A 20170-nucleotide genomic window follows, 5' to 3' on the forward strand; every position below is an offset into this window, starting at 1 on the left:
TGCACCCACCCGGTCGCAGGCTGGCGCAGTGTAGAGAATGGAAATGACGATTTGCCTGTAAGCACGGTAGACCCTGCCCGCAGCGCTGAGTTTAGAACCCGTTCAGAACAGGCTCTGTGAAAACCATGTAGGCGACCCCGAACCGGGGTTCGGATCAAGCCGGGGTGGTTTTCACAGAGGCTGCTAGCCGCCGGATTTCTTTGCCTTGAAACCGTGTTTGGTGAGTTCCGCCAACAGCAGCTCGACGTGATCGCCCTGGATCTCGATGACGCCGTCCTTCAACGCGCCACCCGTGCCACAGCGTTTTTTCAACGTCGTCGCCAGTTCTTTGAGGGCGTCTTCGGCCAGCGGCACACCGGTAATGGTCGTCACCGTCTTGCCGCCGCGACCTTTGCTTTCGCGGCGCACGCGAGCGATACCGTCCCCTTCGGGGATGATCGTCTGTTTGCAGATGCAGGCATCCACCGGTTGGCGGCAATCGGGGCAATGACGACCGGCGTCGGTAGAAAATACCAGGCCACCCAGGGCGGCGAAGGATGCGGCTTTTTTGGCCACCGGCAATCCTCTTCGGAGGACAAAGACTGGTCAAGGGGCGAAAGCCTCGACCGCGAAGCCCCACTCAGGCAGGGGCAGCGCAACTGGGCCGAACGATGTCGGCCAAGCTTGAAAAGTCGCGCAGTGTAACGGCAAAAAGGCGACTTGCTAAGGGCCAATCGGCGCCAATTTAGAGCTTCTTTGCGACACCGGCTTCGCAGGCGCGCAAATAGCGCCCAAGAGCCGCCAGGGAGTCCGGGCAATAAGGCTTGTGGCGGATTTCATCGAGCACCTGCTCGACGGGCAGAAAACGCGCCTCCAGCACTTCTTCGGGCTGCAGCACCAACGGACCATCCCACACGGCCGAGAACGCCGAGCACCACAGGCGGCTGCCGGTGTCTTCGAAATAGAAATGGTCGTGGGCGACCAGCTCCACGCCGCTGACACCGAGCTCTTCGGCAAGCTCGCGGGCCGCCGACTCGGCGTAGCTCTCGTGCGCCTGCACCATGCCGCCGGCCGCGACATCCCAGTAACCGGGATAGATGGCTTTGCTCAGCGTCCGCCGATGGACACACAACTCCCCGGCCGAATTGAACAGCATGATGTAGGTGCCCCGCCCGATCAGGCCGCGCTCGCGCAGATCCGAGCGCACCAGGCTGCCGAGCAGGTTGTCATGCTCGTCGACCCAAGCGATGAGCTCGGCATCCGAAGCCGCTCGGTGAGCCGCCTCCCGAGTGCTTTCGTCCATCGATCAGCCTTGGTTCAGCAACTGACGCAGGTCGATGACCGCCGCGTTGGCGCGGGAAATATAGTTGGCCATGACCAGCGAGTGGTTCGCCAATACACCGAAACCGCTGCCATTGAGGATCATCGGGCTCCAGACCGGCTCTTGCGAGGCTTCCAGCTCACGAATGATCTGCCGCACGCTGACCGTGGCGTTCTTCTTGGCCAACACGTCGGCGAAGTCCACCTCGATGGCGCGCAGCAAATGAGACAGCGCCCAGGCCTGACCACGGGCTTCGTAGAACACGTTGTCGATTTGCAGCCATGGGGTTTCAACCACTTCTTCGTCGACCTGCGGCACTTGGCCGGGCGCGGGGATTTCGGTTTTCAGCGACGTGTTGAGCTTGACCCGGCCGACGCTGGCGGACAGCCGCTGGGACAACGACCCCAGGCGAGTGCCGACATCGCCCAGCCAGTTGTTCAGGTTGTCGGCGCGGGCATAGAACAATGCGCTCTTCTGGCCTGGATCGGAGAGGCGCGCCTGGTAACGACTCAAGGAATTGATGCCTTCCTGGTACTCCGACTCACTGGAGGGCAGCACCCAGCTGCGGTTGTCGAAGTTGAAGCGCGGCTCGGCCTTGGCGAGGTCCGCATCTTCGGCGGACTGTGACTGCGAGCGGGCGAAATCCTTGCGCAAGGCGCGGCTCAGGTCGCGCACCTGCACCAGCACGCCGTATTCCCAACTCGGCATGTTGTCCATCCACAGGCCCGGCGGGAAGCGGTCATTGGAAATGTAGCCACCCTGCTTGGTCAGCAAGGTTCCGGCCACGGTCTTGAGGGTTTCGACGGTGGTGTAGCCGACCACCATTTGCCTGCCGTCCTTCTCGGCCGCCGCCTGGGCGTTCTGCTGCACGGGAAACAGCGCCGGCTCCTGGCTCCAATACCAACCCACCGCAATGGTCACCAGCAGATACAAACCAATGAGCGTGGCCAGTGCCCGGCTGAAAAACAGCCCGCCCAGGTAGCTGCGGGTGTCCGATTTCGGCTCGGCGGCGCGTTCAGGCGCGCTGCCCGCGCGGTTTTTCCAGTCCAGCATGGCGATGTTCCTTCAATCACTTGAGTTCACGGTTCGACCACAACCTTACATCAACGTGCCTTGGCCGGCATCCGTCGTTGGGCTTATAGGACAATTACCGCCACCAGACCAGGAGCCACCTAAGGGTTTCCCTTAACCCTGCCAGTCATGATTTGGTAGCGAGCTGACTCGATATCAGCGAATCGAATCGTGCTTGCGCACCCAACGAAGCAACTGGACAAATAGTCCAAAAAACCCCCGAAAGCCTCTATTCTCGGCCCCCGGTGCATGACAGGCCGCCAATCGAAGACCGTGCGGTCGAAAACTGAATCGCATCTCTTGGCAGTTTATTGACGTACGACACTCATGTAAGGGAAAAGAGGTGCTAGCATAGAGCCACCAGTCGACCTCAGCATGCCCCCTAACTAGTAGTCAGGATATGACCGAGTCAGAAGACCCCAGCCGTGAGCGCCTCAAGCACCACTTTGCCCAGCGGGTAATTCATCAGGCTCGCCAGATCCTTGAGATATGGCAGCGCCTGCAACGCAGCGAGTGGTCGAGTAACGACCTGTCTGAGCTCAGCGAAGCCAATCTGCGCCTGCTGCGCTTTGCCGAGCGTTTCGAACAGCCCGAGCATTGCCAGCTTGCCCACGGCATCAGCCAGTCGCTGCAAGCGGTGGATGCCAATCGCGGCCGCCTGAGCAGCCAGTTGATCAGCGACATCAACCGTTTGATGCAACGCCTGTCCCGCACCGGCCTGCGCCACGGCGATCAACTCGAGCAGACCTTTCTGCCACCGCTGCGCAAGCCCATCTACGTGATGCTGCAAGACCATGACCGCGCGGAACGGCTGGCCAAGCAGTTGGTATTCTTTGGCCTCAGCGCCCATGCGTTGAACAGTATCGCCGCGTTCCGCTCCGCGATGGTCGAGCGCCTGCCCGCGGCGATCGTCATGGACGTGGATTTCAGCGGCCCTGGCGTGGGCCTGACGTTGGCGGCCCAAGCCCAGGAAGGCCTCGACCAGGCCATCCCGCTGCTCTTTTTCAGCCTGCTTGAAACCGATACGCCCACCCGCCTGGCGGCGGTGCGCGCCGGCGGCCAGGAATTTCTAACCGGCACGCTCGAGGCGTCGAGCCTGCTGGAAAAAATCGAAGTGCTGACCTGCGTCGCCCAGTACGAGCCCTATAAAGTGCTGATCATCGATGACTCCCGCGCCCAGGCCTTGCACACCGAACGGCTGCTGAACAGCGCCGGCATCATCACCCGGACGTTGATCGAGCCGATCCAGGCAATGGCCGAACTGGCGGACTTCCAGCCCGACCTGATCATTCTCGATATGTACATGCCCGCTTGCACCGGCACGGAACTGGCCAAGGTAATTCGCCACAACGACCGTTATGTCAGCGTGCCGATCATCTACCTGTCCGCCGAAGACGACCTGGATAAGCAGCTCGACGCCATGAGCGAAGGCGGCGACGACTTCCTGACCAAGCCGATCAAACCCCGGCACCTGATCACCACCGTGCGCAACCGCGCGGCCCGGGCGCGCAATCTCAAGGCGCGAATGGTGCGCGACAGCCTCACCGGCCTCTACAACCACACCCATATCCTGCAATTGCTCGAGGATTGCAGTTTTCGCGCCCGCCGCGAAGGCAAGCCCTTGAGTTTCGCCATGCTGGACATCGATCATTTCAAGCGGGTCAATGACAGCCACGGCCACCCCATGGGGGACCGAGTGATCAAGAGCCTGGCGCTGTTTCTCAAGCAGCGCCTGCGCAAGACCGATTTCATCGGGCGCTATGGCGGCGAAGAGTTCGCTATCGTCATGCCCGACACCGATATTGATGCAGCCTGCCAGGTGCTGGACGAAATCCGCCAACGCTTCGCCGAAATCCATTACCCGGCCCAACCCCAGGACCTGTGGTGCACCTTCAGCGCCGGCGTGGTGGAAATGAGCGAAGCGTCCGACAGCCTGATGATGGCCAGCCAGGCGGACGAAGCGTTGTACCGCGCCAAGCATGCCGGACGCAACCGGGTACAGAGCGCCACACAATCAAAGCAAAGTGCCACCTTTTCATCGGATTCCACTGATTCGGTCATAAACGTGTAACGCAAACGCAATAACTTCAGGCACTTCGATTCTGCCCCCGGTAGACCCTTGATGCGCCTGAAGCTGCTGACCAATCTCAACACCCTTCTCTTAGTTGCCGTATGCCTTGGCCTTGGCGCGACCCTTTGGTGGTCGCAGATTGCCTTGGAGCGACCCTACCTGTTGATGGAACGCTACCTCGGCCTGTCGCGGCAGTTCCAGAGCGAAGTGGCGCGCAACATCGAGGACTACCTGGCCAGCGGCGACGCCCTGCGCCTCAGCGCGGCTACCCAAGCATTGGAAAGCCTGCAAAAGGAGCTGGACCAGTTCCCACCGGACCTGGCCAAGACCCTGCGCCCAAGCCTGTCCAACCTCGACAACTTCAGCAGGACCGACCTGCTGGCCGCCGGCAAGCTGGCCGGCGACCCTCAGGCCCTGCTGTTGCAGGCCGAACGGGAACTGAGCGCCAGTCTCGATCGACTCGCCCAGTACGCAAGTGGCGCCCCGGCCTACTCGCCTCCATTGTTCGCCGCTTCACAGCACCTGGGTCGGTTGTCCCTCACCCGTGACAAATTGGTCAGCAGCGGTCGCAGCGAACTGGCCGCCGATGTCGAGCGGGAACTGGCAGGCATCCGTGTGCAAGCAGAACGCCTCGAGAGCCTGCCTCTGCTGGGCGTAACCGCCAGCAGCGAATCGGGTAGCGATGATTTTGCCGCGCTGATGGGCCTGCAAACCCAGGAAAAAACTGTCAGCGAGGACGCCGGCATCGGTCTCAAGCGTGAGCTCAACAGCCTGCTCGGCCGCTACCCTGCGGAATTGACCCGCACTCGGGAGCTGATCCAAAAGCGCACCGAACTGAGCCGCGCCACCCACCTGAAAATCGCTGATGCACAGACGGCCATCGACACCCTGGAACCGGCGGTACGTGCCCAGCATGGGCAGATTCAGAGGGAGGTTCGCTTGATCCAGGGCGTGATGATCGGCTTGATCCTGCTGATCGCGCTGCTCATCGACACCTTGCAACGACGCCTGGCCCGCACCTTGACGCACCTGGCGCCGGCCTTGTCCACCTGGGCCGAAGGCGACTTCAGCCGGGGCATCCACATGGGCGCCAGCAACCGTGAAATGCAAGACATCGAGGCGTCCCTCAATCGCCTGCGCGCTTATCTGGTGGACCTGGTGGGCACCATTCGGGTGAACGCCGAACAGGTCGCTGGCAGTAGCCGCGCCCTGGCCGAGTTGAGCGGCGAACTGCACAGTGGCGCCGAGGACCAGGCCGGCGACACCGCATTGATCCGTGATTCGCTCGGCGAACTGGAGGCGACCATCCAGCAAGTGGCTGGCGATGCCAGCCAGGCCGCGCAGGCCAGTCGCAGCGCCGGTAACGCCGTGGAACATGGCCAGCAAGTCATCGGCTTGAGTCTCGCCGGCCTCCATGCGTTGGTGGGCGAAGTGCAAGGCAATGCGCAAATGATCGAACAACTGGCCGAGGAGTCGGCAACCATTGGTGGCGTATTGACGGTCATTCGCTCGATTGCCGACCAGACCAACCTGCTTGCCCTCAACGCCGCCATCGAAGCCGCCCGCGCCGGGGAAATGGGCCGGGGCTTTGCGGTGGTGGCTGAAGAAGTCCGTTCCCTGGCCCAACGCACCGCTGGCGCCACCTCGGAAATCCAGGCGCTGATCGCCCGCTTGCAACTGGCCGCGCGCCAATCAGTGGACGGCATGCGCGCCCAGGTTGAACACGCCGAGGCCACCGCCAGCCAGGCCCAGGCGGCTGACGGCGCCTTGGATGAAATCGTCGCAGCCATCCAGACCATCGCCGATACCGCCGTGCGAATCGCCGATGTCACGGCTCAGCAAAGCGGCGCTGTCAGCGAAATCCGCGACCACAGCGAGCGCATTCACCAACTGGGCGGGGATAACCTGCTGCGCATCGGCCAGGGTCGCGAGCAAGGCGACAACCTCCTGGTGCTCGGCGGGCGGTTGCACACCGCAGTCCAGGCATTTCGGGTATGACCTCAGCAAACACCACAAACCCATTGTGGGAGCGAGCCTGCTCGCAATAGCGGTGGCTCAGTTTGCATGGGTAATGAATGTGCCGGCGTCATCGCGAGCAGGCTCGCTCCCTCATTTATTGGGTATGGTCCAAGGAAGATGCTCACCGCACATCCCCCTGTGGGAGCGAGCCTGCTCGCGATAGCGGTGGGTCAGTTCAACCGAATGACCGGATGATAAAGCTCAGTCACAAACTTCGCGTAAACATCGGTCAACGTGCTGGCTATTGCCGAGAACTGGACAGTCATAAAGGCTTTGCGGCATAGTCTCCGGGTTCTGACACCTGCTCACAGATAACAAGGAACAGCAGATGGCGACCCTATTGGTCCTGCACGGACCCAACCTGAACCTGCTTGGCACCCGTGAACCGGGCGTTTATGGCGCCGTGACGCTGGCCCAGATCAACCAGGACCTGGAACAGCGGGCCCGGGACGCCGGCCATCATTTGCTTTATCTGCAAAGCAATGCCGAATACGAGTTGATCGACCGCATCCATGCCGCGCGTGGCGAAGGCGTGGACTTCATTTTGATCAATCCAGCAGCTTTTACACATACAAGCGTCGCATTACGTGACGCGCTGCTGGCGGTGAGCATCCCATTCATCGAAGTGCATTTGTCCAACGTGCACAAACGCGAACCTTTCCGCCATTACTCCTACTTCTCCGATGTAGCGGTGGGAGTGATCTGCGGCCTTGGCGCCAGCGGTTACCGACTGGCCCTGGAGGCCGCCCTAGAGCAGCTTGAAAAACAGGCAACAGCTTGAACAACAAGCGTTAAACGCCCCTGACCGACCCTTGGGAGTTGATGATTCATGGATATCCGTAAAGTTAAGAAACTGATCGAGTTGCTGGAAGAGTCCGGCATCGACGAGCTCGAGATCAAGGAAGGCGAAGAGTCCGTACGCATCAGCCGTCACAGCAAGACCCCGGCCCAGCAGTTCTACGCACCTGCACCGATGCAGGCTCCAGCCGCTGCGCCTGCTCCCGCAGCAGCTCCGGCCGCCGCCGCAGCGCCAGCCGCACCTGCCGCGCCAGCGCTGAACGGCACCGTTGCCCGCTCGCCAATGGTGGGCACGTTCTATCGCAAGTCTTCCCCAACCTCGCCTTCCTTCGTTGAAGTTGGCCAGACCGTGAAGAAAGGCGACACCCTGTGCATCGTCGAAGCCATGAAGATGATGAACCACATCGAAGCTGAAACCAGCGGTGTGATCGAAGCCATCCTCGTTGAAGACGGCCAGCCGGTTGAGTACGACCAACCGCTGTTCACCATCGTTTGAACCGCGGAGAGCCTTTGATGACTGCGAAGTTGGAAAAAGTTCTGATCGCTAACCGCGGTGAGATCGCCCTGCGGATTCTGCGTGCCTGCAAAGAGATGGACATCAAGACCGTCGCCGTTTACTCCAAGGCCGACAAAGAACTGATGCACCTGGGCCTGGCGGACGAATCCGTCTGCATCGGTCCCGCGTCGGCTGCGCACTCTTACCTGCACATCCCGGCGATTATCGCCGCCGCCGAAGTGACCGGCGCCACCGCCATTCACCCTGGCTACGGCTTCCTGGCGGAAAACGCCGACTTCGCCGAACAGGTCGAAAACTCCGGTTTTGCCTTCATCGGCCCGAAAGCCGAGACCATCCGCCTGATGGGCGACAAGGTTTCCGCCAAGCACGCCATGATCGCCGCAGGCGTACCCACCGTTCCGGGTTCCGACGGCCCGCTGCCTGAAGACGAAGAAACCGCTTTGCGCATCGGCCGCGAAGTCGGCTACCCGGTGATCATCAAAGCCGCCGGCGGCGGCGGTGGTCGCGGCATGCGCGTGGTTCACAAGGAAGAAGACCTGATTTCCTCGGCAAAACTGACCCGCTCCGAAGCAGGCGCGGCGTTCGGCAACCCGATGGTCTATCTGGAAAAATTCCTGACCAACCCACGCCACGTCGAAGTGCAAGTTCTGTCCGACGGCCAGGGCCAGGCCATCCATCTGGGCGACCGCGATTGCTCGCTGCAGCGTCGTCACCAAAAGGTCCTCGAAGAGGCACCGGCACCGGGCATCGACGAGCAGGCTCGCCAGGAAGTCCTGGCTCGCTGCGTCAAGGCTTGCATCGACATCGGCTACCGTGGCGCCGGCACCTTCGAGTTCCTGTACGAAAACGGTCGTTTCTACTTCATCGAAATGAACACCCGTGTTCAGGTGGAGCACCCGGTTTCGGAGATGGTCACCGGTATCGACATCGTCAAGGAAATGCTCAGCATCGCCGCCGGCAACAAACTGTCGTTCACTCAAGATGACGTCGTTATTCGCGGCCACTCGCTGGAGTGCCGGATCAACGCTGAAGATCCGAAGACCTTCATGCCGAGCCCAGGCACGGTCAAGCATTTCCACGCACCAGGTGGCAACGGCGTTCGCGTCGATTCGCACCTGTACAGCGGTTATGCGGTTCCGCCGAACTACGACTCGCTGATCGGCAAGCTGATCACCTACGGGGCGACCCGTGAAGAAGCCATGGCGCGCATGCGCAATGCGCTGGATGAAATCGTGGTGGACGGGATCAAGACCAACATCCCGCTGCACCGCGATCTCGTCCGCGACGAGGGTTTCTGTGAGGGTGGCGTCAACATTCATTACCTGGAACACAAGCTGGGCAACCAGCACTGATGCTCCAAGGGATGTGAAAAGACCCCGGTCCGTTTGGCCCGGGGTCTTTTTTTGCCCATCGTCGGGCTAGAAGACCCACTCAGTTCAGGCTCACCATCGAGAACCTGTTCATCGCAAGTTGCGCCGTTGTCGCCGGCCTGCCCTGGCGGGTGCGGACGGCACCGTTGGCGTTTGCCATCAAAGGTTCGCTGCGCGTGCGCGTCATGAATCTACGCGCACGTATCGATACCGGATCGGTACTGTACTTGGCCCGTGACAGCACTGGGACGTAATAACGCTCGACTTGGGTCTGCGACATCTTGAAGACCGAAGTGATGCCGCTCTTGAGGTTCAGCGATACACCATAGGTATTACCGAAGCAGGAAGAATACGACCAGAAGTCCCAGGTTGGCTCAAGGCCTTTGCGCCGCATCACGGTCCTGACCGGCTCGCCAATGTCCAGACCCGTCAACCAGTCCCCACCTACAAGCGTGACGCGGATATCCTTTGCGGATCCGCCAAGGCGCCGCAACAGAGCCTCGACACCTTCCTCTATGAGCCTGCCAATATTGTGATCGAAATGAATGACCGCCCCCACTCGGGTAACGGGGTTATATAACGAAGCGATCACGCATGTCTGGGCGTTGAGCGAGAACAGATACCCGTCAGCCGTCGCCTCATTGAAGCGTGCTACTACGGCCTCGCCCTGCAACGCGCCTCTTGTCACGTCAGGATCGACGCGCCCCGGGAACGCCTCCCGTAGATCGTCGACTCGCCCCAGGTTACGCACGCCATCATTACCCCCTCTCAAGCCAACGCTGTTATGCGTCCACTTGCCATTCGTCATCCTGCGTATGGGCATGTTGTATAGCGCGCCGGGACGACTGGCATCCACCAGGCATAGACCGCCAAAGTAAGCGTCCTCCTTTACCTGGAAGTACCGGCCCCGGCTGCGTATGTAATAGGTACTTCGTGGCTGCGATGCGCTGGGCGGACTGCGGTAGGTGCCGTAGAAAATCCCCTCCTCGCTCACCCATTGCAGATGTTCAGGGGTTGCCTCGACCGCCTGCCTTGGCTTCAAACGGATGGGCTGGACCAGCGGCCCGGTATCCTGGTTCACAGCGGATACCGCAGCGCCTTTAAGGCGTTGCGCCGACAACGACAACGGCTTGGCCGCACGCTTGAGACTCATCACCGAACGGCGCAGCAATGCAGCCATGCCGGTCACCCCTGGCACCGCCAGCAGCGCGCCCCAGGAAACCTCCAGCCAATGCTCGAGAGCCTCCTGGGTATCGCCCTGCCTATGCGCCTCGATTGCCTGCTTGGAGCTGAGGCCGATAAATACGATATCCAACAGCAGGGCAAACGGCGGGAAGACCATGCACACCGGCGCAGCCGCAAAGAGCAGCCCTTTCTGAATCTGCTGCGTGATGGCCTCTGCACGACGGGTGGTGACATCTTCCACGTCGGCGATAGCCCGCTCGATACAGGCATCGAACTCAGCGTCGATGTCGACCACACGGCTGAATTCACGCAGGGTATCGACGCGCGTGGTACCTGCCCCCAATGCCCGCAACGATTGTTCGACGGAACCGCGCGCGATCAATGCCACCCGCTCCACGACATAATCGTGCAGTTGCGCCGCGGTGCGCCCGGTGAAGGCCAGGTAGTTGCGAAAACGGATGCCGTCCGGGGCATCGGGCGTGTACAGCCAGTAGGAGCCCTTCGGTTCGAAGTAGGCGAAAACGTAGACGCCCAACACGACATGTCCGTTGACCGTAAACTTGAACACACCCTCACGCGTGACCGCCGTCGCTGGATAGATGGGGCCGCCAGCCGGTCTCCTGTCGCTCAGCAACGTGACTTGCCGCGTGAGCCAGTTGAACGCGTCGGTGCTCAACACTGACCGGCCATACGCGATACGTAGGTCGCGATCCATCTTCGCCAGCAGCATGTAGCGACAGGCATCGCGACGCTTCTGGTATTGCGCGTCATTGGCATCGAGAAACCTGGCACGGATTTCCTTGGCGTATTTTTCGCCCAGGTAGGCCCCACGAACATAAAGCGCCAGGTCGGCGCTGCGGACCTGGCCCAAATCCTGTCCAACGGACGAGCGCACACCTTGTTTCGGGTTGTCTATCCCAGCGTTGTCGTCGTACCCATAAATCGCGAGTTCCAGCAGGCTGGTTACCCTCCTGTCACTTCCCAGACCCGGGAAGTAGTCGATAAGAACCGTTTCCGGATCCACCGGTTCTCGTACGCCCTTGCTGCGCATATACGGAGCAATCGCTTGCGTGACGGTACGCTTGGCAAAGTCGACAAAAAGTTCATAACCCGCCAACTGCTCATCGAAGACCTGCTGATGGACCAGGGACTCTTGCTTCAAGCCACTGATGCTTCGCCGCGATTCAAGTGGCAAGGCCGAGTACCAGCGAGGCGAGTCGTGCCATTCCACCTGCTGCAGATTGTGGTTCAGCCCTGTCAGGACAGCCTGCTCAAGACAATGCCTGAGCCCTTTTTGCGTCCCTCTGGGGTCCCTGCTCAGATCCCATGTGGTCGGCTTTTGCCTCACGCCGACAAAATATTCCCGAGCGCTGTCACGTTCAACCGGGGATATCTGCTGCACCAGGTATTCACGACCCGTTTCGCTCGCAATCCAGCTACCGATCTCGGCGCTCACGGCCCGAAGCGAAGGCAGGGCGATCCACTCCTGCCCATCGGGCTTACCAGGGGCATACAGTAGGGGGGCGCTGACTTGTCCCTGTGCATCGTCGTGGTAGAACAGCAGCAGATCGGCGCATCGGAACGAATTGGGCAGTTCGACATTGGTAACCTGCAATCCACCCACGCCTTGTCCAGCAAATGAGCTGTTCAGCAAGGTGTAGAGCTCGTCGTGGCTGGACACCGTGACTAGGCCCGCGCACCGCGCGACAAATGCGCTGTGTCGCAATCGCGCCATGAACCAATCGAGCAGGGCGTCCTTGAGGTCCGCGCGGTTGTACCGACTCGACAATGCAGAAAAGTAACCGGCAGGTGCGTCCAGGCTCGACAACATCTGCCCCACGAATGCCGAGGCAAGGGGCTCGTTGCGCAGCATGCCGCCATTCTCCACCAGGCGCACCGTCACCGCATCGGGCCTGACCGGCCCCGCCGCCACCAGTTCACTCAGGTTATAGGTTCGCACAGGCTGGCCAATGACCGCTCGCCACTGCAGCTGCACGCGAACCCTGTCAGGTTCGACTTCCATGTCCAGCTCGCGCCTGATGTAGCCTTGGGCCTGGCGCCGAGCGAACGCTTCCAGGGAGCCCAAGCCGTCGAGCAATTCATCGACCATTGCCTGGGTTTGCCCAGCATGTTCGCTCAACGCCTCCAACCGTTTACGGTCGGCTGCACCCAACCCCCGTAGCCAATCAGGCAATTGCGCACGCATTATCGCTTCCAATGCCCGTCGCTCCCGAGGGGTCGCCAGCGCATTCGCTTTCCCCATGTGGCGCCAGGATTGTTGCAGCTCCTCTATCCTTGCGCGCAGTTGCTCGACATCCAACCCAACCAACCTTTGCGGTTGAAGGATGGCGTCGATTGCCGCCACATGCTCGTTGAGTTTTTCCTGGACGATGCTTTCGAGCGCAGCATCGTGTCCGGCCATTTTCCAATGGCGCCGAAGATAGTCCTCGTAATGGTTGAGGATGGTCGAAGCGGTCCCTTCGAGGACCTGCTCGAGGATATCCCGACGTTCAGCCGAGAACCCCAGGTCAGCCCCCCCTTCCCAGCGATAAGGCGCATCCTGATGCTCGTCATAAACCGCGGGCGACGGGTCGATCTTGCGTTGCAACACCGCGTCGAGCAGCGTGCCAATGAAGTCTGAATCGATGTTGCCATGACGATAATGGGTACGCAGCCCGACCAGCAGATAAACTTCCAGCTCCTCCAGAAAAGTATTCTGGGCCTGCATCTTTGCCTCGATAACAGTCTGCCAGCCCGTCAGCTTTTCCAGAATCGCCTGGGCAGATGCCTCTTTCCGGTCAGATAACGACGTCGCGCCATCCCTGTCTTGTTGCCACTCGGCCATGTCGTCCATGCACATCCTTCCCTGTTGTGTGGATGCGCACCTTATCCGCCCTGCGGCAGGCCAATGTCATACATATATATATCGAAACACCAACCGGGCCAGTCCAGGCCTCGCTTATCCACTTTGGGAGCGACCTGGCGTACACTGCGCGCCTTTGCAGCCTCCTGCTGCCCCCTATCGATTTTTCAAAGGTGCCCGCCATGCCTTGGCTGCAAGTACGCCTGGCCATCAGCCCGGAACAAGCCGAAACCTACGAAGACGCCTTTCTTGAAGTAGGTGCCGTATCGGTGACTTTCATGGACGCCGAAGACCAGCCGATCTTCGAGCCTGAGCTCAACACCACCCCGCTGTGGTCCCACACCCACCTGCTGGCGCTGTTCGAAGGCGGCACCGAGGCGGCCAGCGTGCTCGCCCATTTGGAGCTGCTCACCGGCGGCCCGTTGCCCGAACATCACAGCGAAGTGATTGAAGACCAGGATTGGGAACGCAGTTGGATGGACAACTTCCAACCCATGCGTTTCGGCCAGCGCCTGTGGATCGTGCCGAGCTGGCATGCAGCGCCGGAACCGGACGCGGTGAACCTGCTGCTGGACCCGGGCCTGGCCTTCGGTACTGGCACTCATCCCACCACCGCGCTGTGCCTGGAATGGCTCGACGGCCAGGACCTGGACGGCTGCAATGTGCTTGACTTCGGCTGCGGCTCGGGGATCCTGGCCATCGCCGCCCTGCTGCTGGGTGCCAAGGAAGCGGTCGGCACCGACATCGATGTCCAGGCCCTGGAAGCCTCCCGCGACAACGCCGGGCGCAACAACATCGACGAAGCGCTGTTCCCGCTGTACTTGCCCGAGGATCTGCCGAAGGTACAGGCCGACGTGCTGGTGGCGAACATTCTTGCCGGCCCGCTGGTGTCCCTGGCGCCGCAATTGTCGAGCCTGGTCAAACCGGGCGGACGCCTGGCATTGTCGGGCATCCTCGCCGAACAGGGTGAAGAAGTCGCTGCCGCTTATGCCGCGGATTTCAACCTGGACCCGATCGCCAATCGCGATGGCTGGGTGCGCATCACTGGACGTCGGCGCTAGAATGACCGCCTGTATCGACCGGATTGCCGCATGACCGACAGCTTCGTCACTCAGTGCCCGCATTGCCACACCAGTTTTCGCGTCAGCCATGCTCAATTGAGCGTCGCACGCGGGGTGGTTCGTTGCGGCTCGTGCCTGCAAGTGTTCAATGCCGCGAAGCAATTGCTGGAGCAACGCGCCACCAAGGACGTCGCTACTGCTCCAGCTTCCCCGGCAAAACCCGTGGTCGAAGCGCCACGGGCGATCAGCCAGAAACAATGGACTGCCGCCGAACTGGATCTCGATGACCTGGACAAGGAACTGGCTCGTCTGGAACGGCGCGACAAACGCGCACCCGACACCTTCGGACGGCGCCGCGAAGACAACCTGAGCGCACTGCGCGAGCATCCTTCGAGCGACCAGGAGCCCTGGGCTGACAGCCTGTACAGCGAATCCACCGCCGAGCGCGCCGAGACCGCCATCCAGCCCCCTCTCGAACCGTTCGAGCCCCATGAACCGGCCCGCCCGCCGCGAACCGAGCCATCCTTGTCCCTGGCCCTCGAGCCGCTGGAACCGGACGATGAGCCCGTCGCCCCGCTGAGCCTGGCGCCGGACGAGGAGACCGACGAGCACCTGGAGCGACTGTCCGCCACGGACGACCTGGACGACGAGCCGGAGCCGCTGGCGACACCGCGCAAGAAACGTGATCGCCAGGAGCCCGGCATACGCGCCGAAGCCCTCCAGGACCTGGACGACGACCCGCTGCAACTGGATTGGCGCAAACGCCGCTCGCCCTGGGGCCGGCGCTTGCTTTGGGGTTTGCTGGTGCTGCTCGCCGCCGCCGCCCTGGGCGGTCAGTACATCGCCTATCACTTCGAGGAATTGGCTCGCCAGGACCAGTACCGCCCGTGGTTCCTGCAAATCTGCCCGGCCATCGGCTGCGACGTCCCCTCCAAGGTCGACATCGCCAAGATCAAGAGCAGCAACCTGGTGGTGCGCAGCCATCCAGAGTTCAGCGCAGCCCTGGTGGTGGATGCGATCATCTACAACCGCGCGCCCTTCTCCCAGCCCTTCCCACTGCTGGAGCTGCGCTTTGCCGACCTCAACGGCCACCTGATCGCCAGTCGCCGTTTCAAGCCGGGTGAGTATTTGGGCGGCGATCTCGAAGGCCGGGGGGAAATGCCGCCGCAGACGCCGATCCATATCGCCCTGGACATCCTCGATCCGGGACCGAAGGCGGTGAACTACAGCCTGAGCTTCCATTCGCCCGAATGAAGGCTGCGGGGTCGATCGATTGACGACGGCATTCTGACTCGCCCGACCCAAACCAAACCGCTGGCGATAACGGAATAGCTGTTCAGATTTTATCCAATTCGACCTTTATCCAGTCATCGAGAGCGGGTATCATGCCAACCCTTTTTCGAAGTCTCATGATCCGGCCCCACTTCAGGGAACTCCTATGTCGGCGGTACGCATCGGCCCATATACATTGCAGAACGGTCTGGTCCTGGCCCCTATGGCGGGCGTCACCGACCAGCCCTTCCGTCAGTTGTGCAAACGATTGGGCGCAGGACTCGTGGTTTCGGAAATGGTCACCAGCGACATGAGTTTGTGGAACACCCGCAAATCGCGCCTGCGCATGATCCACGAAGGTGATCCCGAGCCGCGCTCGGTACAGATCGCCGGTGGTGATGCACAGATGTTGGCGGAAGCGGCCCGAGCCAACGTAGAGCTGGGGGCGCAGATTATCGACATCAACATGGGCTGCCCGGCGAAGAAGGTCTGCAACAAGGCCGCAGGCTCGGCACTGTTGAAAGACGAAGCGCTGGTCACCGAGATCCTGCAGGCGGTTGTCGCCGCGGTCGATGTGCCGGTGACCCTGAAGATCCGCACCGGATGGGACCGGGAGAACAAGAACGGCCTGACGGTGGCGAAGATCGCCGAACAGGCAGGTATCACGGCGCTTGCGGTCCATGGCCGCACCCGTGCCGACCTGTACACCGGCGAAGCCGAGTACGACACCATAGCCGCGATCAAGCAGGCGGTGTCCATTCCGGTCTTCGCCAATGGCGATGTCGACTCGCCCGAGAAGGCCCGGTACGTGCTGGACGCGACCGGTGCCGACGGCCTGTTGATCGGCCGGGCCGCCCAGGGGCGGCCATGGATTTTTCGTGAAATCGAACATTACCTGCGCACGGGAGAAAAGCTCGCTGCGCCGCAGTTGTCCGAGGTGGAACGTATTCTGCTAGAGCATCTGGCCGCGCTGCATGCCTTCTACGGAGAAGTCATGGGCGTACGCATCGCTCGCAAGCATGTGGGCTGGTATCTCGCAACCCTGCCGGGCGCCAGGGAGTTTCGCGCCCGTTTCAATCGTTTGGATGGTACGCAAGCACAATGCGCCGACGTTCAGGCGTTTTTCGCCGAACGTTACAAGAGCCTGACAGGGGACGAAGGGGTGGCCGCATGACGATGATGACCGAGACTTTAGTGAGTGGAACAGCACCCGTGAGCGACAACGTGAATTTGAAACAGCACCTCAATACGCCCAGCGAAGAAGGCCAGACCCTTCGCGGGAGCGTCGAGAAGGCGCTGCACAATTATTTCGCCCACCTTGAGGGCGCTGCCGTCACGGATGTGTACAACCTGGTGCTCTCCGAAGTCGAGGCGCCTCTGCTCGAAAGCGTGATGAACTACGTCAAGGGCAACCAGACCAAGGCCAGCGAGCTGCTGGGCTTGAATCGCGGAACCCTGCGCAAGAAACTCAAGCAGTACGATCTACTTTAAGCATTCAATCAAACCAGAAAGGCGCCCGCGTAAAAAACGGTCGCCTTTTTTGCTGACTTCCCTTGCTTTTGATGGAACCTGAAATGACCGACCAGACCACCCGCCTGCCGATCCGCCGCGCCTTGATCAGCGTCTCCGACAAGACCGGGATCCTTGAATTCGCCCGCGAGCTGCAACAGTTGGGCGTCGAGATCCTCTCCACCGGCGGGACCTTCAAGTTGCTGCAGGACAACGGCGTCGCCGCGGTGGAAGTCGCTGACTACACCGGTTTTGCGGAAATGATGGACGGTCGCGTCAAGACCCTGCACCCGAAAATCCACGGCGGGATCCTGGGCCGTCGCGGCATCGACGACGCCATCATGAACGAACACGGCATCAAGCCGATCGACCTGGTAGCGGTCAACCTCTACCCGTTCGAAGCCACCATCAACAAGCCCGGCTGCGACCTGCCGACCGCCATCGAGAACATCGACATCGGCGGCCCGACCATGGTCCGCTCGGCGGCCAAGAACCATAAAGACGTGGCGATCGTGGTCAACGCCAGCGACTACGCCAGCGTGCTGGAAAATCTCAAGGCCGGTGGCCTGACCTACGCCCAGCGTTTCGACCTGATGCTCAAGGCCTTCGAACACACCGCGGCCTACGACGGCATGATCGCCAACTACATGGGCACCGTGAACCAGGCGGCCGAAACCCTGGGCACCGAAGGCCGCAGCGAATTCCCGCGCACCTTCAACACCCAATTCGTCAAGGCCCAGGAAATGCGCTACGGCGAGAACCCGCACCAGAGCGCGGCGTTCTACGTGGAAGCCAAGCCTGCCGAAGTCGGCATCGCCACCGCCACCCAGTTGCAAGGCAAGGAACTTTCCTTCAACAACGTAGCCGATACCGACGCCGCGCTGGAATGCGTGAAGAGCTTCGTCAAGCCAGCCTGCGTAATCGTCAAGCACGCCAACCCGTGCGGCGTGGCGGTGAGCCCGGACGCCGAGGGCGGCATCCGCCAGGCCTACGAGCTGGCCTACGCCACCGACACCGAGTCGGCCTTTGGCGGCATCATCGCCTTCAACCGTGAACTGGACGCCGAGACCGCCAAGGCCATCGTCGAGCGCCAGTTCGTCGAGGTGATCATTGCCCCCTCCGTCAGCGAAGAAGCCCGCGCTATCGTTGCCGCCAAGGCCAACGTGCGCCTGCTGGCCTGCGGCCAATGGTCGGCCGACCGGGCGCCAGCCTGGGACTACAAGCGCGTCAACGGCGGCCTGCTGGTCCAGAGCCGCGATATCGGCATGATCGGCAGTGAAGACCTGAAGGTCGTGACCCAGCGCGCCCCGAGCGAGCAGGAAATCAACGACCTGATCTTCGCCTGGAAAGTCGCCAAGTACGTCAAATCCAACGCCATCGTCTACGCCAAGAACCGCCAGACCATCGGCGTCGGCGCCGGTCAGATGAGCCGCGTGAACTCGGCTCGCATCGCCGCCATCAAGGCTGAACACGCTGGTTTGCAGGTCCAGGGCGCGGTCATGGCCTCCGATGCGTTCTTCCCGTTCCGTGATGGCATCGACAATGCGGCCAAGGTCGGCATCACCGCGGTGATCCAGCCGGGTGGTTCGATGCGTGATGCAGAAGTGATTGCTGCCGCCGACGAGGCAGGGATTGCAATGGTGTTCACCGGCATGCGCCACTTCCGTCACTGATACACCGACCCACTGTGGGAGCGAGCTTGCTCGCGATAGCGCCGGTTCAGTCAGCATTGGCGTCCGCTGACGCACCGCCATCGCGAGCAAGCTCGCTCCCACAGAAAGGCAGCTTTAACGCTGCATCCAGAATCAGCGTCATCGAGGTTTTTTGAAATGAATGTTTTGATCATTGGCAGCGGTGGCCGTGAACACGCCCTGGCCTGGAAAGTGGCTCAGGATCCGCGCGTGCAGAAGGTCTTTGTCGCTCCGGGCAATGCCGGCACCGCCATCGAAGCCAAGTGCGAGAACGTCGCCATCGACGTGCTGGCCCTGGAGCAACTGGCCGATTTCGCCGAGAAAAATGTCTCGCTGACCATCGTCGGTCCGGAAGTACCACTGGTTGCCGGTGTAGTCGATCTGTTCCGCTCCCGTGGCCTGGACTGCTTCGGCCCGACTGCCGGCGCCGCGCAGCTGGAAGGTTCGAAAGCGTTCACCAAGGATTTCCTGGCGCGCCACAAGATCCCAACTGCCGACTACCAGAACTTCACCGAAATCGAACCGGCATTGGCTTACCTGCGCGAAAAAGGCGCACCGATCGTGATCAAGGCCGATGGCCTGGCCGCTGGTAAAGGCGTGATCGTGGCCATGACCCTGAGCGAGGCCGAAGAAGCCGTACGCGACATGCTCGCTGGCAACGCCTTCGGTGACGCCGGTTCCCGTGTGGTAATCGAAGAATTCCTCGACGGCGAGGAAGCCAGCTTCATCGTCATGGTCGATGGCAAGAACGTCCTGCCCATGGCCACCAGCCAGGACCACAAGCGCGTCGGCGATGGCGACAGCGGCCCGAACACCGGCGGCATGGGTGCCTACTCCCCCGCGCCAGTGGTCACCGCCGACGTTCACCAGCGCGTGATGGACCAGGTCATCTGGCCAACCGTGCGTGGCATGGCCGAGGAAGGCAACGTCTACACCGGTTTCCTCTATGCTGGCCTGATGATCGACAAGGCTGGTAACCCAAAAGTCATCGAATTCAACTGCCGTTTCGGCGATCCTGAGACCCAGCCGGTCATGCTGCGCCTGCAATCGAGCCTGGTGCTGCTGGTCGAGGCCGCTCTGGCCCAAGCGCTGGACAAGGTTGAAGCCCAATGGGATCCACGTCCGAGCGTTGGCATCGTGCTGGCGGCCGGTGGTTACCCGGGCGACTACGCCAAGGGCAGCGCCATCAAGGGCCTGGAAGCCGCCGCCCAGTTGGAAGGTAAGGTTTTCCACGCAGGTACGGCATTGAAGGACGGCCAGGTCGTGACGGCTGGTGGTCGAGTGTTATGCGCCACTGCCATGGGTGCCAGCGTCGACGCCGCTCAGCAGCAAGCCTACAAGCTTGCCGCGCAGATTGATTGGGAAGGCTGTTTCTACCGCAAGGACATTGGCTACCGTGCCATTGCACGCGAGCGTGGCGAAAACCTGGAATAATCCGGTCAT

The 20170-nt window shown here is 61.3% G+C and carries 15 protein-coding genes; 11 read left to right on the forward strand and 4 right to left on the reverse strand.

Translation table 11 applies throughout. From position 1 onward, the window contains the following. Positions 1-183: 183 nt before the first annotated feature. The 3 genes from J3P92_RS22135 to J3P92_RS22145 form a co-directional block, all read right to left on the reverse strand. Positions 184-555, reverse strand: coding sequence for a translation initiation factor Sui1 (locus J3P92_RS22135; protein ID WP_420766281.1), 372 nt, complete (start codon positions 553-555; stop codon positions 184-186). 169 nt (positions 556-724) lie between these two features. After that, positions 725-1282: an NUDIX hydrolase gene (locus J3P92_RS22140; RefSeq protein WP_434560855.1), complete on the reverse strand. Its 558-nt coding sequence runs from the start codon at positions 1280-1282 to the stop codon at positions 725-727. A 3-nt stretch (positions 1283-1285) separates the two neighbouring features. Further along, entirely contained in the window at positions 1286-2353 is a 1068-nt protein-coding gene (locus tag J3P92_RS22145; RefSeq protein WP_420766279.1) for a DUF2333 family protein, read from the reverse strand. A 418-nt stretch (positions 2354-2771) separates the two neighbouring features. Between J3P92_RS22145 and J3P92_RS22150 the strand changes: the two genes are divergently transcribed. The 5 genes from J3P92_RS22150 to accC all read left to right on the forward strand — a co-directional run bounded on the left by J3P92_RS22150 (position 2772) and on the right by accC (position 9128). Next, positions 2772-4442 carry a diguanylate cyclase gene (locus J3P92_RS22150; RefSeq protein WP_434649062.1) on the forward strand — a complete coding sequence of 557 codons (1671 nt, stop codon included), beginning with the start codon at positions 2772-2774 and terminating at the stop codon, positions 4440-4442. A 1104-nt stretch (positions 4443-5546) separates the two neighbouring features. Then, positions 5547-6440 carry a methyl-accepting chemotaxis protein gene (locus J3P92_RS22155; RefSeq protein ID WP_434611671.1) on the forward strand — a complete coding sequence of 298 codons (894 nt, stop codon included), beginning with the start codon at positions 5547-5549 and terminating at the stop codon, positions 6438-6440. 349 nt (positions 6441-6789) lie between these two features. After that, the gene (aroQ, locus tag J3P92_RS22160) at positions 6790-7242 is read left to right on the forward strand and encodes a type II 3-dehydroquinate dehydratase (RefSeq protein ID WP_434649063.1); all 453 of its coding nucleotides are present in this window, start codon (positions 6790-6792) and stop codon (positions 7240-7242) included. Between the two features lie 48 nt (positions 7243-7290). Beyond that, positions 7291-7755 (forward strand): acetyl-CoA carboxylase biotin carboxyl carrier protein, encoded by a 465-nt coding sequence (gene accB / locus J3P92_RS22165; RefSeq protein WP_434560857.1) that lies wholly within the window; start codon positions 7291-7293, stop codon positions 7753-7755. Positions 7756-7772: 17 nt separating this feature from the next. Continuing rightward, positions 7773-9128 carry an acetyl-CoA carboxylase biotin carboxylase subunit gene (gene accC / locus J3P92_RS22170; protein WP_434649064.1) on the forward strand — a complete coding sequence of 452 codons (1356 nt, stop codon included), beginning with the start codon at positions 7773-7775 and terminating at the stop codon, positions 9126-9128. A 79-nt stretch (positions 9129-9207) separates the two neighbouring features. Here accC and J3P92_RS22175 read toward each other — a convergent pair whose 3' ends face one another. Next, positions 9208-13185, reverse strand: coding sequence for a dermonecrotic toxin domain-containing protein (locus J3P92_RS22175; RefSeq protein WP_434649065.1), 3978 nt, complete (start codon positions 13183-13185; stop codon positions 9208-9210). A gap of 191 nt (positions 13186-13376) precedes the next feature. Here J3P92_RS22175 and prmA point away from each other — a divergent pair, with 191 nt between their 5' ends. The 6 genes from prmA to purD all read left to right on the forward strand — a co-directional run bounded on the left by prmA (position 13377) and on the right by purD (position 20161). Next, a complete protein-coding gene (gene prmA, locus J3P92_RS22180; protein WP_420766273.1) occupies positions 13377-14255 on the forward strand; it encodes a 50S ribosomal protein L11 methyltransferase in 879 nt (292 codons plus the stop codon). 30 nt (positions 14256-14285) lie between these two features. Further along, positions 14286-15509 (forward strand): DUF3426 domain-containing protein, encoded by a 1224-nt coding sequence (locus tag J3P92_RS22185; RefSeq protein WP_434607976.1) that lies wholly within the window; start codon positions 14286-14288, stop codon positions 15507-15509. 184 nt (positions 15510-15693) lie between these two features. After that, complete coding sequence (gene dusB, locus J3P92_RS22190) at positions 15694-16701, forward strand: tRNA dihydrouridine synthase DusB (protein WP_434560863.1); 1008 nt, start codon at positions 15694-15696, stop codon at positions 16699-16701. Beyond that, entirely contained in the window at positions 16698-17018 is a 321-nt protein-coding gene (fis, locus tag J3P92_RS22195; protein ID WP_007921650.1) for a DNA-binding transcriptional regulator Fis, read from the forward strand. The genes dusB and fis overlap by 4 nt, the downstream gene beginning before the upstream one ends. An 83-nt stretch (positions 17019-17101) precedes the next feature. After that, the gene (gene purH / locus J3P92_RS22200; RefSeq protein ID WP_420766270.1) at positions 17102-18709 is read left to right on the forward strand and encodes a bifunctional phosphoribosylaminoimidazolecarboxamide formyltransferase/IMP cyclohydrolase; all 1608 of its coding nucleotides are present in this window, start codon (positions 17102-17104) and stop codon (positions 18707-18709) included. Positions 18710-18865: 156 nt separating this feature from the next. Then, positions 18866-20161, forward strand: a complete 1296-nt coding sequence (purD, locus tag J3P92_RS22205) for a phosphoribosylamine--glycine ligase (RefSeq protein WP_434560865.1) — start codon at positions 18866-18868, stop codon at positions 20159-20161. The last annotated feature ends 9 nt before the right edge of the window (positions 20162-20170 follow it).

Origin of the sequence: Pseudomonas sp. D3-27 (assembly GCF_051132165.1) — a bacterium.
GTDB lineage: Bacteria > Pseudomonadota > Gammaproteobacteria > Pseudomonadales > Pseudomonadaceae > Aquipseudomonas.